General features: G+C 38.9%; 12 protein-coding genes and 1 tRNA gene. 6 read left to right on the top strand and 7 right to left on the bottom strand.

Translation table 11 applies throughout. From position 1 onward, the window contains the following. Window positions 1-47: 47 nt before the first annotated feature. A complete protein-coding gene (locus EA365_15995; GenBank protein TVQ42146.1) occupies window positions 48-647 on the bottom strand; it encodes a superoxide dismutase in 600 nt (199 codons plus the stop codon). 139 nt (window positions 648-786) lie between these two features. Here EA365_15995 and EA365_15990 point away from each other — a divergent pair, with 139 nt between their 5' ends. The 3 genes from EA365_15990 (at window position 787) to EA365_15980 (ending at window position 3,434) form a co-directional block, all read left to right on the top strand. Beyond that, window positions 787-1,971 (top strand): alanine racemase, encoded by a 1,185-nt coding sequence (locus EA365_15990; protein TVQ42145.1) that lies wholly within the window; start codon window positions 787-789, stop codon window positions 1,969-1,971. 61 nt (window positions 1,972-2,032) lie between these two features. After that, window positions 2,033-3,208, top strand: coding sequence for a 1-deoxy-D-xylulose-5-phosphate reductoisomerase (locus EA365_15985; GenBank protein ID TVQ42144.1), 1,176 nt, complete (start codon window positions 2,033-2,035; stop codon window positions 3,206-3,208). Between the two features lies 1 nt (window position 3,209). Then, window positions 3,210-3,434, top strand: coding sequence for a hypothetical protein (locus tag EA365_15980; GenBank protein TVQ42143.1), 225 nt, complete (start codon window positions 3,210-3,212; stop codon window positions 3,432-3,434). 42 nt (window positions 3,435-3,476) lie between these two features. Here the strand turns inward: EA365_15980 and EA365_15975 are convergent. Further along, window positions 3,477-3,560: transfer RNA gene (locus EA365_15975), tRNA-Leu, on the bottom strand. 67 nt (window positions 3,561-3,627) lie between these two features. Between EA365_15975 and EA365_15970 the strand changes: the two genes are divergently transcribed. Further along, window positions 3,628-4,386: an RNA methyltransferase gene (locus EA365_15970; protein ID TVQ42142.1), complete on the top strand. Its 759-nt coding sequence runs from the start codon at window positions 3,628-3,630 to the stop codon at window positions 4,384-4,386. 153 nt (window positions 4,387-4,539) lie between these two features. Here the strand turns inward: EA365_15970 and EA365_15965 are convergent, their stop codons facing one another. Next, complete coding sequence (locus EA365_15965) at window positions 4,540-5,427, bottom strand: glutaminase A (protein ID TVQ42141.1); 888 nt, start codon at window positions 5,425-5,427, stop codon at window positions 4,540-4,542. A gap of 206 nt (window positions 5,428-5,633) precedes the next feature. On the opposite strand from EA365_15965, the gene EA365_15960 reads away from it, so the two are divergent. Next, window positions 5,634-7,871, top strand: a complete 2,238-nt coding sequence (locus EA365_15960; protein TVQ42140.1) for a glycosyltransferase — start codon at window positions 5,634-5,636, stop codon at window positions 7,869-7,871. 1 nt (window position 7,872) lies between these two features. On the opposite strand, the gene EA365_15955 is transcribed toward EA365_15960, so the two are convergent. The 4 genes from EA365_15955 to EA365_15940 all read right to left on the bottom strand — a co-directional run bounded on the left by EA365_15955 (window position 7,873) and on the right by EA365_15940 (window position 14,271). Then, window positions 7,873-9,519, bottom strand: coding sequence for a serine/threonine protein kinase (locus EA365_15955; protein ID TVQ42139.1), 1,647 nt, complete (start codon window positions 9,517-9,519; stop codon window positions 7,873-7,875). A gap of 267 nt (window positions 9,520-9,786) precedes the next feature. After that, window positions 9,787-11,421 carry a hypothetical protein gene (locus tag EA365_15950; protein ID TVQ42138.1) on the bottom strand — a complete coding sequence of 545 codons (1,635 nt, stop codon included), beginning with the start codon at window positions 11,419-11,421 and terminating at the stop codon, window positions 9,787-9,789. 208 nt (window positions 11,422-11,629) lie between these two features. Next, window positions 11,630-12,628 carry an L-lactate dehydrogenase gene (locus EA365_15945; protein ID TVQ42147.1) on the bottom strand — a complete coding sequence of 333 codons (999 nt, stop codon included), beginning with the start codon at window positions 12,626-12,628 and terminating at the stop codon, window positions 11,630-11,632. A gap of 206 nt (window positions 12,629-12,834) precedes the next feature. After that, window positions 12,835-14,271, bottom strand: a complete 1,437-nt coding sequence (locus EA365_15940) for an ATP-dependent DNA helicase (GenBank protein TVQ42137.1) — start codon at window positions 14,269-14,271, stop codon at window positions 12,835-12,837. A 55-nt stretch (window positions 14,272-14,326) separates the two neighbouring features. On the opposite strand from EA365_15940, the gene EA365_15935 reads away from it, so the two are divergent. Next, window positions 14,327-14,662 carry a photosystem II reaction center protein Psb28 gene (locus tag EA365_15935; protein TVQ42136.1) on the top strand — a complete coding sequence of 112 codons (336 nt, stop codon included), beginning with the start codon at window positions 14,327-14,329 and terminating at the stop codon, window positions 14,660-14,662. Window positions 14,663-14,671 lie beyond the last annotated feature (9 nt).

Below are 14,671 nucleotides of genomic sequence, written 5' to 3'. Positions count from 1 at the left end.
CTAAATTTAAATTAGGGACTAGGTTTGACCTAATCCCTAGAGCCTATTTAGGCTGCTGCTAGATTAGCTGCAGCAAAATCCCAATTAACTAACTTGGTGATAAAAGTCTCAATGTAATCGGGGCGTTTGTTTTGGTAATCTAGGTAATAAGCGTGTTCCCAAACATCCATAGTAAGTAGGGGAACTTGTCCCGCGGTTAGGGGGTTGTCTGCGTTAGGAGTTTTAGTAACTTTGAGAGTTCCATTATCTAACACTAACCAAGCCCAACCACTACCAAATTGAGTAGCACCCGCTTGTTTAAATTCGGTTACGAAGTTCTCAAAACTACCAAAATCGGCTTTGATTTTGTCAGCTAAAGCACCGGTAGGAGTTCCACCCCCATTGGGTTTAATTGAATTCCAGTAAAAGGTGTGATTCCAAGCTTGGGCTGCATTGTTAAAGATACCTGCTTTAGAAGCGTCACCGGCGATCGCTGTAATTACTTCTTCGATGGGTTTACTATCTAATTCTGTTCCTGCTACAGCTTTATTATAGTTGGTTACATAAGCTGCATGGTGTTTGCCGTAGTGAAACTCAAGAGTGCTTTTAGATATATGGGGTTCTAGCGCTGTTTGATCGTAAGGTAATGCTGGTTGTTCGTATGCCATTGTGTTCTATCCTCTTTAAGATCTGTTAGTTAGAATCATGTGAACTCAGCAATTTACTTGAATTTCTGAGCTGGCGCAATAAATCTTAACAAGTATATTTTAGCCTAAATTAGTAATAAAGTTAACCAAATATTGAACCATGTACAAAGAACAGTCTAGAATCAAGACTGATTTGGAGAGTAACTCTTGTCTGTCTCAATTGAGTTATCAAAGAGCTTGGGTAGAAATAGATCATAACGCCCTTAGACATAATGTTAAGGCGATTAAAGGGATTTTGCAGCCTAAAACACAACTGATGGCGGTAATTAAAGCAGATGCTTATGGTCATGGTGCGGTAAATGTAGCCCCAACTCTTTTAGAAGCGGGTTGTACTTCTGTGGCTGTAGCTACAGTGACTGAAGGTATCCAATTGCGTAAAAGTGGTGTTAACACCCCTATGATTATTTTGGGGGCTACTCCTACTCCAGCTGAAGTAAAGGCGATCGCCCTTTGGGGTTTAGAACCTACTTTATCTAGTCCTGAACAAGCATTACTCTCTAGTCAAGTCCTCCAAGAGTTAGGGGTAGAAGTAGGGGTGCATCTTAAGTTGGATACGGGAATGTCTCGTCTCGGTGTACCTTGGTACGAAGGGACTAATTTTGCTAGTTTGGTCAAAACATTACCTAATCTCAATATACTTAGTATCTACTCTCATTTAGCTACAGCAGATGACCCTAATCCAGAAGTAATGAGGTTACAGCAACAACGCTATCAAGAGGCGACCACCCAATTAAAAAGTCATGGTTTAACTCCTTTGCGGTTGCATTTAGCTAACTCTGCAGCTACTTTGACGGATTCTTCTTTACACTATGATTTAGTCAGGGTAGGTTTAGCTTTATATGGTTTATACCCTGCACCTCATCTACGTCAGGTAGTCTCCCTACGTCCCGTTTTAGAGGTCAAAGCTAGAATTACCCAAGTAAAAACTATCCCCAAGGGTACAGGGGTAAGTTATGGTCATCAGTTTATCAGCGATCGCCCTCTGCCAATAGCAGTAGTTGGTATTGGTTATGCTGATGGTGTTCCCCGCAATCTCTCCCAAAAACTAAAAGTCTTGGTGCGTGGTCAACTCATCCCTCAAATTGGCGCTATTACCATGGATCAACTGATGTTAGACGTTAGCAATATCCCTGATGTTCAACCAGGAGAAGTAGTTACCCTTTTGGGTAGAGATGGTAATCTTATGATCAGTGCTGATGATTGGGCTAATACTTTGGGTACAATATCCTGGGAGATACTTTGTGGGATTAAACATAGACTCCCCCGCATCAATAAAAATTTGTAGGTAAGCATCCATACCTTACTATTAATATAGTTGTTATTGATCCCCAACTGGAAGGAAAACCGTGAAAGCAATCACCATTCTTGGCTCTACTGGCTCTATTGGTACTCAAACCCTCGATATTGTTAGTCAATATCCCGAACAGTTTCGCGTCGTTGGTTTAGCAACAGGTAGTAATGTATCTTTATTTGCTACTCAAATAGCTCAGTTTCGTCCTGAGATTATCGCTATTCGTGATACCTCTAAATTAACCGAATTAAAAGAGGCTATCTCTTCTATTGACTACCAACCTCTAATCCTGACAGGAGATGAAGGTATAGCAGAAGTGGCGCGCTATGGTGACGCTGAAATTGTGGTCACTGGTATAGTAGGTTGTGCAGGTTTATTACCAACCATCGCCGCTATCACCGCGGGAAAAGATATCGCTTTAGCTAATAAAGAGACTCTCATCGCTGGTGCTCCCGTTGTACTACCTTTAGTAGCCAAGCATGGGGTTAAATTACTTCCTGCTGATTCAGAACATTCGGCTATCTTCCAATGTCTGCAAGGTGTTCCCTCTCAGGGCTTACGACGTATTATTCTCACCGCTTCTGGGGGGGCTTTTCGCGATTATCCCGTGGAAAAATTAGCCTCAGTTACCGTACAAGACGCTCTCAAACACCCCAATTGGTCTATGGGACGTAAAATTACTGTAGATTCTGCTACCCTGATGAATAAAGGTTTAGAGGTAATTGAGGCTCATTATCTCTTTGGTTTGGATTATGACCACATTGATATCGTTATTCATCCTCAGAGTATTATTCACTCTCTTATAGAATTACAAGATACTTCTGTTTTAGCTCAATTGGGTTGGGCTGATATGCGTCTGCCTCTACTTTACTCTCTTTCTTGGCCCGAGCGCATTTATACTGATTGGCAACCTCTAGATTTAGTGAAAATTGTTAACCTGAGTTTTAGAGCACCAGATCACCACAAGTATCCTTGTATGAGTTTAGCATATGCCGCAGGTCGCGCTAGTGGCTCTATGCCTGCTGTACTTAATGCTGCTAATGAACAAGCGGTAGCACTATTTTTAGAGGAAAAGATCACTTTTCTAGATATTCCTCGTTTAATTGAGACCGTCTGCGATCGCCATCAACAGGATAACTCTCCTACTCCTAGTCTCGATGATATTCTCAGAATAGATCAATGGGCAAGAGCAGAAGTACTCAAAATTAGTCAAACACTTTGCTATTCTTAGAATGGATTTACTTATCTTAATTGGGGCAATTATTATTACCTATTTGGTCTTCAATTGGCTGGTAAAAGTTATTAAAGCTAGCTTCAACACAGCTATTTCTATAGCTTTGCTCGTTTTATTTTTACAGCTATTCTTCGGTATTGAACCACAGAAACTTTGGCAACAGCTAATTGATTTACCTGATGCTGTAAGATCTTTTGTCACCAATTTTCGTTCTTCTTTTTGAGCACAAAAATAGGGGTGTCTTGTTAACTACCCCTACTTTGCTTAGTGCGGACGGAGAGACTCGAACTCTCACATCAGAGATACTAGAACCTAAATCTAGCGCGTCTACCAATTCCGCCACGTCCGCTGGCTATTGAACCTTTATTATTATAAACAAGATTTACTAAAATTGCAAGTATTTTTCCCTCTCCCTCATGAATAATAAATTACTTAATAACCTGAAAATTATTTTAGTCGAACCCGCAGGACCACTGAATGTTGGTTCAGTAGCGCGGGTAATGAAAAATTTAGGCTTAACACAATTAGTGTTAGTTAAACCCCATTGTAACCCTTTAGGAGCAGAAGCGCGTCAAATGGCGGTACACGCCGAAGATGTTTTAACCAACGCACAACAAGTGGATGATTTAGCTGAAGCTTTACAGGGATGTCAAAGGGCGATCGCCACTACTGCTAGAATACGTACGGGAGGTTTATTATTAGAATCACCTCGGGAAGCTTTACCCTGGTTAATCTCAGCCAATCTTCAGACTGCTTTAATTTTTGGTCCTGAAGATCGAGGTTTAAGCAACGAAGAGCTTAATTATGCGCAAAGATATGTTTATATTCCCACTAACCCTGAGTATCCTTCTTTAAATTTAGCCCAAGCGGTAGCTATTTGCGCTTATGAGTTATCCCAATTAGTGGAAAAAGTATCTGTTAACGATACCGTGGTTAGGGAGGATTTAGCCAGTTTAGATGCACTAGAGGGATATTATCAGCAATTAGAGCAATTATTATTAAATATAGGTTATCTCTATCCCCATACAGCTAGTGCGAGAATGGCAAAAATAAAGCGTCTGTATGCTAAAGCACAATTAACCAAAGAAGAAGTAACTACTCTTAGGGGTATTCTCAGTCAAATCAACTGGGCTTTAGTTTATAATTCGAGTCAAACAAAGGATAAATCCGGGTAAGACCATCTTCTTCTGAAAGTTGACCTGGGATTATCTACAAATCTCTACAAGTCTTTGTTGGGGGTTAATTAACCAACCTAATCTAGTACCATTACTTAGATACATTGAGTTAGGTATTTCTAGAGATAGGGAAGGAATTTGCGCCATAATTATCTATCCTTGCAAATATTGGGCGATAAGCTTAATTAAGGCTAATCCGACTACGGAATTACCCTGAAAATTTAGGGGTGGACTATAACAGGCGATCGCTCCTTGTTGGGGTATAATAGAGAGGACAATACCACTGACTCCGGATTTAGTAGGTAATCCTATTTGATTTTGAAAATCTTGGGAAGCTTCATAGAGTCCACAACTTAACATTACTTCTCTAACGATCGCTTCGTTAGGATTATTATCTATTAGAAGCATTCCTAGTTTAGCGAAATCAAGGATATTTCCTGCTAAACAACAGATATGATTATAGGTATCAAGAGTAGTAAAAGGCTCAATTATATAACCTTGATTAAATAACTCCTGAATCAGTGCTTGATTTTTTTGATTAGGGAGAGATTTAACCGAATCAAGTACAGATTGTTCAAGTTCTAGGTTACAATTGGCTTGATCATTTAACCAGATACGCAGATTTTCACAACGAGTATAACCATCTTTTCCAGGAAGTAAAGCAGCTAAACTCATTGCACCACTATTAAGCATCGGATTCCTAGGAAAACCTTGATCTTGACGTAATTGCAGTAGAGAATTAAAAGGATAAATAGAGGGTTGTTTACCTACTCGTTGAAAAATAATTTCAGCTCCGTAATAGTCTAATAGATATAATAATAAAAAAGGTTTAATTACACTCATCAGAGGAACTATTGCTGTGGTATCTCCTTGAGAGAATATTTTCTCTTCTTTAGTGAGGATACACACAGCAAAAGCATTAGAGTCAACAGCGTTGAGTAAAGGTATATACTCTAGGATAACTCCTTGTTGAGCTTGAGCGCGAGCGTAATCAATCCAATTGTCTAATTGTTGTTGTTGAAGGTTGTTGAGGGATATCATCCAATATTAGAGAATAGGGAATAGGAAAGAGGTTTTCACGCGAGACAAGGTTTTTGAGAATATGTAATTTAAGTGCATCGATCGCTTATTTTAACAGAGATTTTTCTGATCAAGCGATCGCTTTAGAAAAGCTTTAGCTAAATTTCAGCTAATATTCAGCAAAGATTGTTATACATAAGGATAGTAGTTTTTAATGAGATTAGCTAATGAGACCTCAATATTTTCGACAAATCAAGTCTCAACGAGTGACTCTGGTGTTATTGATAGCAATCTTGTTGCTAACTCTCATCCTGACTCTTGGGTTTACTGGTTGGCATAATCTTAAACTAATTGGGCTATTTTTGGGAGAATGGCAATATAACCCCCCGGTGTGGTTAGAAGCGCCAATGATGTTACGCAAAGTCTTATTTTTTCCTGCTTTAGGGTTTTTTCTGATTGCTTTAGGAATTACTAAGATTTCACCTCAACCCCATAATTGGTCAAGAATTGCGGTGGTGTCTATTTTATTGGCTTTAGCGATACGCTATTTATTATGGCGTTCTTTATCTACTTTAAATCTCAGCGATCCTCTCAATGGTCTTTTTAGTGTAGCCTTATATCTGGTAGAACTTTTTGTGCTGTTTACCAGTCTTTTACAGTTATTTTTGATGTTGAAAATAAGCAATCGCCAACCAGAAGCGGATAGATTAGCGATCGCCGTTATTGAGGGTGATTTCCAACCTAGTGTCGATATTTTTATTCCTACTTATAATGAGCCTGAATTTATTCTCAAACGCACGGTTATTGGTTGTCAAGCCTTAGACTATGTCAATAAAACCATTTATCTTCTTGATGATACTAGAAGAAGTGAGGTAGCTAAATTAGCTCAAGAATTAGGGTGTGAGTATTTAACTCGACCTGATAATGCTCACGCGAAAGCGGGTAACTTAAATAATGCTCTCAGTCAAACCGAAGGTGAATTTATCGTGGTTTTTGACGCAGATTTTGTCCCGACGCGCAATTTTTTACAACGTACTTTGGGGTTTTTGCAAAATAAGCAGGTAGGTTTAGTACAAACTCCCCAAAGCTTTTATAATATCGATCCTATTGCGCGTAATTTGGGATTAGAAGAGATTTTAACCCCTGAAGAAGAGGTTTTCTATCGACATTTACAACCAATCAAAGACGCAGCAGGTAGTGTAGTTTGTTCTGGTACATCTTTTGTTGTTAGACGTTCAGCTTTAGAAGAGATTGGGGGTTTTGTTACTGATTCTTTAAGTGAGGATTATTATACGGGTATTCGTCTCTCAGCCAATGGTTATCACCTGGTTTATCTAGATGAAAAATTAAGCGCGGGATTAGCCGCAGAAAATATCGCATCTCATGCTACTCAGCGATTACGATGGGCACGAGGAACTTTACAAGGGTTTTTTATCGGGAGTAATCCTTTAAGGATTCCTGGTTTAACTTGGAAACAGAGATTAGCCCATTTAGACGGGTTATTGCATTGGTTTGCTAGTATTGCTACTGTATTTTTTTTGGTTATGCCATTGCTCTACGCTTTGTTAAGTATTGTTCCTTTAATAGCTAATCCTGGAGAAATAGTTTATTTCTTTTTACCTTATTATTTGACTCAGATTACTTTATTTTCTTGGTTAAATTTTCGTTCTCGTTCGGCTATTTTATCGGGAGTCTATGGGTTGGTGTTAGCTTTTCCTTTAGCTTTAACGGTGATTCAAGTCATGTTTAACCCTTTTGCGAAGGGATTTAAAGTTACTCCGAAGGGTACGAAAAACGATCGCCGTCATTTTAACCTCAAACTAGCTTTACCGTTGTTGATTCTATTTATTTTAACCGCAGCTAGTCTTTGGTATAATCTAGTTGCTTGTATTTTAGTAGCGATGGGACAATATTCAGCCTTAGCTAATCATGTTCGGGGAATGAGTCTAGGTTGGATTTGGAGTTTATATAATCTGATCACCCTAGGTGCAGCCTTATTAGTACTTTTAGATGCTCCCCAATTAGATATTAACCCTTGGTTTAATTTACGTCGAGTAGTCAAAATTACCCTTGAAAATCAGGATTTTTGGGGTATTACTCACTGTTTATCAGAAACCCAAGCTTATCTAGGAGTAACTGAATTAGGAATCTTACCCTTAGTTAGAGATAAAAACGTACCCGTAGAGTTAGATTTTGTCCAAGAAAAAATTAGCCTCAAAGGAGAAATTATCCGCACCGAGTTTAGCGAAGACTTCCCCATGTTAAAAATAGCCTTCTCTGAAGTAGATTTATGCCAACAGAGAAAATTAGTTGAGTTATTATATTGTCGTCCAGGACAATGGCAAAGACAAGAAACTCCAGGAGAATTGCATTCTCTATGGTTATTAGTTAAAATAGTTTTGAGACCTTGGATTATTTGGCGCAAATCTCCACGGATTTACGGATTAAAAGTGTCTCAAGTCTAAACTATTGGGGTAAAACAGTTCTCCAATTAGTTTTGGCTTGAGCTAATTGTGTATCACTGATTCTTGCTCCACTCAAATTAGCACCACAGAGATTAGCTCCTTTTAAGTTAGCATAGTTTAGGTAAGCAAAACTTAAATCAGCTCCTCTTAAATCTGCATCTTCTAAGTTAGCATAACCTAAATAAGCCTCACTAATATTAGCGTCTCTGAGGATTGCTTTAAAGAGATTAGCACGTCCAAAGTCTGCTTTAGATAAATTTGCTCCTTGAAAATTAACTTCTACTAATTGGGATTGGTGGAATTTTGAACCCGCTAGATTAGCTTTTTTGAGGTTAAATCGTTTTAATGATCGTTGACAAAAATCAACCCAACCGTAACTATAAGCTTCGAGTACTAATTCTTCGGTCAATTCTGCAGGTAGTTTAACGATTTTTTGGGAACTTTGACCTGGTTTACCTTTTTGAAGAGAAGGTTTATTAGCTTCTAGAGATTCCCCCTTCTGTGTCACATCAGTGCTATCTAGGCTTTGTTCGGATCTTTGACGACGACGATCTTGTAAATCTCGTATAGCTTCAGCTTGAGCTGAAACACGACGATTAGTAGAGGGTTTCTGGGATAACATCCCTGAGTTTAACATCCCGGAATTTAACATCCCTGAACTCAGAGAATCCCGATTCCAGGACATATTATGATTAGGTAATGATCCAGAAGGTTGTGTCATTAATCCTCCCGATAAATCCTGAGAGTCTTCTTCAAATTGAAGAACTTCGAGAATTTCTTTACCTGATTTGTAACGATTACGTACCGATAACTCTAGCATTTTTTCTAAAACTTGAGTTAAGGTTGGACTCAGGCTAACGTATTCGTGCCATTGTAACTCACCAGTAGCTGGGTCTATACCTAAATCTTTGGGCGATTTTCCTGTAAGTAGATAGATAGCGGTGACACCTACAGCATAGATATCGCTAGCATAAACGGGACGCATAGCTAATTGTTCCGGGGGTGCAAACCCTAGTGTACCAATTGCAAAAGCGGTTAAAGCGGTTCGACTAGAGGTATTGGCTGCAGCTAGGGTATTAATTTCGTTTTTAACCGCGCCAAAATCGATAAGGACGAGTTTATTATCTATGTCCCGACGAATGATATTAGCAGGTTTAATGTCGCGGTGAATGACTCGATTAGCGTGTATATAGTCTAACACTGGTAAAATTTCGGATAAGAAGTATTTGACTTTTTCTTCGTCAAAAACTCCTTGTTGTTTGATTTCTTGATGTAGGTTTAATCCTTGAACGAATTCCTGGATCAGATAAAATTGTTCTTGAACTTCAAAATAGTCTAAAAGTCTCGGGACTTGAGGATGATTCCCTACTTTACCTAAAGTTCTAGCTTCTCTAGCGAATAATTCTCGCGCCATTTCTAATAATCCTGGTTCGCTGTTAGAAGGGCGTAATTGTTTAATTACACAGCAAGGATTGCCAGGTAAGGAGACGTCAACCGCTAGAAAAGTTGCGCCAAATCCCCCTTTACCGAGTTTTTTGACGGTCAAGTAACGATCGTGCAAGACTAGGCTTGAGCCACAGGCTTGACATTGCTTAACATTGGGGGGGTTTTGAGGACGAGAACAATCAGGATTTAAGCAGTAGCCCATTATTGAATTACCAATATTATTGTGTGCCGGAACTACCTAGTCAGTCACTGATACTTTTATGGGGTATAGAGCGACATAGTTTTGTACTTTACTGCAGTAACTTTACTATCGTTGGACGCAGTAAGAGTAATCTCTACAATTCATTGTACATTAAAAGCTTTTTTTGGTCAACTTACACTATATTTGAGTTCGGGGGAAAGGGGGAAAGGGGTTCGCAGTAGCGCAAAGCGCAGCAACGAGCTTAATTCTTCATTTCCCTTTTATCTCTTAAATTAAAGTCATCACACTTGCGGCGATCGCTTGTAAAACTGTAGCAAAAGCGTAAGTTCCCGCATAACCAATAGTAGGTATGGAGCTACGGGCTTCAGCGCTGACTGCTGCCATAGCAGGAGTAGCAGTAACCGCACCTGTACTAGCACCTAGAACTAAAGCAGGGTTCATCTTGAGTACATAAACACCATATATAAATACAGCTAACACAGGAGTTGTAGCGATAACCAAACTACAGAGAAAAAAGCTGATATCTAGTGCACTGATAGCTTCAGAGAAACCTTGACCTGCTTTTATTCCCACTCCTGCCAGGAAAAATAATAATCCTAGTTCCTTAAAAATCCACAATGTCGCTGGTGGAACACGACCAAAGGTAGGATGAATAGAACGTAAATACCCTAGTAAAATACCTACAAATAATAAACCTCCTGCACTTCCTAAACCAATCTTAATCCCATTAATAATAATATTAATCTTTCCTAGGAGAAATCCCCCGACAATCCCTCCTGCGAAGGTTACTAAGTCTGTAGCGTTAAAGTCTCTTTCCACGTAACCGATTTCTTTAGTTAATTGTTCTAAGTTTTTTTCAGGACCTGAAATGGTTAAAACGTCTCCCCGAGAAATTGCTAATTCAGGGTTGATTTGTAGGTTAATTCCCGAACGAGATATTCTTGTAATATGACAAGCATACTTATCATGTATTCCCAAGCTTTCTAAGGTTTGACCAAATACTCTCTCTTTGTTGATGGTTATATCTTGGGTAATGATTTTCAGCTTTAATAAGTCAGCGTCTGCTACTTCTGCACCGAATAACTGATCTAGAATGTCTTGTTGGGCGATCGGTCCCCAGATTAACAGGCGATCGCCTAATTCTATGGTTGTTTCTGGTGAAAAGTCAGTGTACACATCATTCTTCCTTTTATAACGCAAAACTAAACATTGAGTAAAATTGTGAAACTCAGTCATAGTTTTACCAATTAAACTCGGATTATTGACTTGATAAGCTCTTAAAGTTAAACTCCAATCATCATCAAGACGATCTTGATCTCCTTCAGTAACGTTTTTCTCTTCTGCGGCTTTTCTAGACTCAGCGACTAAATCAAAGCGAAATAAATTAGGTATGCTACGGGCAAGTAATATTGCTGATATATCGCCGATTAAAAAAGTTAAAGCGGAACTGATACTGATACTTTGACTCATTTGTGGAGCGGCTTCTAAAGCTGCAGCTACTCCTGCAGGACTAGTTAAAGATCCTGCTAGTAATCCTGCTGCTATCCCTGCCTCAAAACCAAATACCTGTGCAAAAATATAGGTTAACAGGAAGCCAATACCTGTGGCGATCGCTGCTAATCCAACATATTTTGCTCCTTCTGGTAAAACCACGCTAAAAAAAGCAGGACCTGCTTGAAACGCTACCGCATAGAGAAAAAAGAATAAACCGATAGTGTCTAATCCCTCGTCAACGTTAAAGCCAAAATATCCAAAAATCAGACCGGCGATTAATATCCCTGGAGGTGCGCCTAATTCTAAACTACCTAGACGAATATTGCCAATGAAATACGCTAGACCTAGCAAAACAAATGAGACTAATTCGGGAGAATCCTTAAGTAGTTGAATAATATCTATAGCCATTGTTATTACTGAGTGGTTTTTATTACTTTAACTCAAGTCTCCTCATAAAGAGTTCGTAGTCAGGAGTTAGTAGGAAGAGAGGGTTAGGGGTTAGGGGTTAGGGGTTAGGTATTAGGTGAAATACTGCTCGGTCAAGGTTAAAGTTTATGTTGTGAGGTAGATTGAGAATGCGCGAAAATTCTACATTTCCCTATTCCCTCTTCCCTATTTAAATTTTTAACTCTTTAAATGTTTGTTCGAGAATTTTAGCTGAGTTGAGTAATAATTCTTGTTCATATTTACTCAAAGTCAAATTAACGGTTTTAAGTACACCTTTTTCGTTAATTACCGTAGGAAGACTTAGACACATATTGTTAATACCATAAAAATCATTGACTAAACTACTGACGGTTAGTACTCTTTCTTGTGAACCTAGAATTGCTTTAACGATGTCGGTTACGGTTAAACCAATCCCATAGGAAGTATAACCCTTACGTTGGATAATTTCATAGGCTGCATTTTTGATTTGACTAAATAAGTCATCTAATTCTTGACGATTTTCTACTGATAAAGAGTCTAGGTCATCTGTTAATAATAATTTCATTCCAGCTACATTGGCTGTACTCCACACAGGAACTTCACTATCTCCATGTTCTCCAATGATATAAGCGTGGACGCTACGAGCATCTATACCGAGTTTTTGGGCGATAAGTTGACGAAAACGAGCAGAATCTAGGACTGTACCCGAACCAATTACCCGATAACTAGGAAAACCAGTTATTTTCAAGGTAACATAGGTCATAATATCTACAGGATTACTGACAATTAATAAGATGGCGTTGGGACAATATTTGACCACATCTGCTAAAATACTTCTGAAAATAGCTACATTGCGTTCTAAGAGGTTTAAACGACTTTCACCAGGTTTTTGGGCTGCTCCCGCGGTAATAATCACTACATCGGCATTTTGTCCTACATCAGCTACTGTACCCGCTTTGAGATCCGTGGGGTCAAGAAAAGGCAGACCATGGATTAAATCCATAACCTCACCTTCTACTTTCTCTTTGGCGATATCTTGTAAAATTAACTCGTCAAAACAATTTTGGATTAACATTGAGTAAGCACAAGCTAAACCTACTTGACCAACTCCAATAATCACGCCTTTACGAGGACGAAGAGTTGATGCTTTCTCAACTTCTGAACTGGGTATAAAGATTTTATCAAACATACCGATAGTTTTTGATTCATAGCTACGCTGATCATCATAGCTACCCTCTGTTAAGATTAAGTTATCTTCATGAGGGAAGAGAGGGGAGTGTGGGGAGATGGGGAGAGGGAGGAGACTTCGGAGACGGGAGTAGGGAGAAGGGAGAAGGGAGAGAGGGGGAATGGGCGAAAAACTCATTAATTCGCGCATTCGGAATAACACCTAAATCATGACAAATTATTAATACGTGCACAAGGTTCGAGAGCTTTGATAATATCATCACCATAACTACGATAATTAACTCGATTGTCGAGAATTACTAAAGTACCTTGACTATTGCGTAGAGGGACGATCGCTTTTTGCATCTTATTTAAAGCAGTTGGTAGTAAATAACCCCGAAACCAATCTTGACGCTTTTGTTTATAGTAATTAACTCTACTAGCTACCACAGGATGTTCAAGAGAAGGAAGGGGTAAGGTAACCATAATTAGTAGTTCCGGAGACCAAAATGGCTCTGCTTGTTCACACCAAAACTCCCAACCACTGATTAAAATACCATTAGTAGGCAAATCTTGGGTTTCTACCTGAACCCTTGAACCATACTCACTAGCTAAAATAGCAGCTAATTGACCTTTCAGGGGTAAATCATCGACTAAGATGACTAAACCTTGATTGGTGATTAGCTTGTTGATCTCTCTATATAGTGCAAATTGAAACTCTGGAGTATTAGGAAACGGAAACCTAGCAGGTGAGTAAAGTTGAATTAATTCTCTCTGAGCATCAGGAGCAAAGTTTAACTGTAGAATATCTTCTAACCCTAGAGTAGCAGTAATTTGTTTATCGATAAATTGACCCATAATCACGACGGGTTGTCTAGTCCAAATTTGGCTTAAATATCCTGCAACAGAATGGGGTGCTAAAAAAAGATGAAATTGTCCTGTCTCTCTTTGTAGAGAAGCCCAGAAAATTTGTTCTCCCTGTTGCCATTGTCTCCAAAAACGCTCCATAACAGGAGATAATAACCCTAAACTGCCTAAATTATCCCAAAGAGACTCTAATTCTATTTGAATAGATTCATCTAAAGCATAACAACCGTAAGGATTGGGGGGGTGTTGATAAAGGTTTTGAGTAATTTTGACTTTGACTGTGGTAATATTGTGTTGTTGAGAGTTAGCTTGTTGTAATTGCTCTAACCAATCTTGGGGGGTAAGATCTAGGGTTAATTGTTGACGACTCCAGGTTTCTAAATCTTCTGCTTGAATAATTACCGTAGGAAGAGAATCGGGAAAATGTCCTAAATGGTTAAGGCGATCGCTCAACCAGTTAGGAAAAGAAGTAATCATGAGTTTTGATTGAGATAATTCTACCTCACTTTGATGCTCTTTGAGCCAGTTTTGTAAATGGGGAATATCCTGCTCTAATAATTTTACTTGCCAAGCTTCGGGTACAACTAATAAAATATTTTCCGTAGTCAATAAAGCGGGTATTAAATAACTCAAGCTATAGCGCTCAACTTCTGTACCAGTTTGGATTAAGCTAGAACGTCCTATTCGTAATCCACGCGCTACTAAACGAGCGATCGTTAAATGATGGGGCCAATCAATGTCTCGATGTTCCCTAAGATAAGCTTTTAATAAAGCGTGAACCTGGACTTCTAAGAGCATAAAATCTATTTCTATGAGATGATAAAAAATTACTATCAATGATCAAAATAATAAGATGGCTCATATTCAATTCATGCAAGGTATCACAGAAGAAACCATACCTGATGTTCGTTTAACTCGCTCTCGTAATGGTAGCACTGGTACAGCAACTTTTTACTTTGACTCCCCTAAAGTTTTGGATAGTGACAATACCGAAGAAATTACGGGTATGTATCTGATTGACGAAGAAGGAGAAATGGTGACAAGAGAAGTCAAAGGTAAGTTTATCAATGGTAAGGCTAAAGCACTAGAAGCTACTTATATCATGAAATCAACTGAAGAATGGGACAGATTTATGCGCTTTATGTCTCGCTACGCTGAAGAACATGGTTTAGAATTTAATAAATCTTAACAGAAAAGT

It is taken from the genome of Gloeocapsa sp. DLM2.Bin57 (assembly GCA_007693955.1).
In the GTDB taxonomy this organism is placed as follows: Bacteria; Cyanobacteriota; Cyanobacteriia; order Cyanobacteriales; family Gloeocapsaceae; genus Gloeocapsa.
This window is presented reverse-complemented; position numbering and strand designations above follow the sequence as displayed.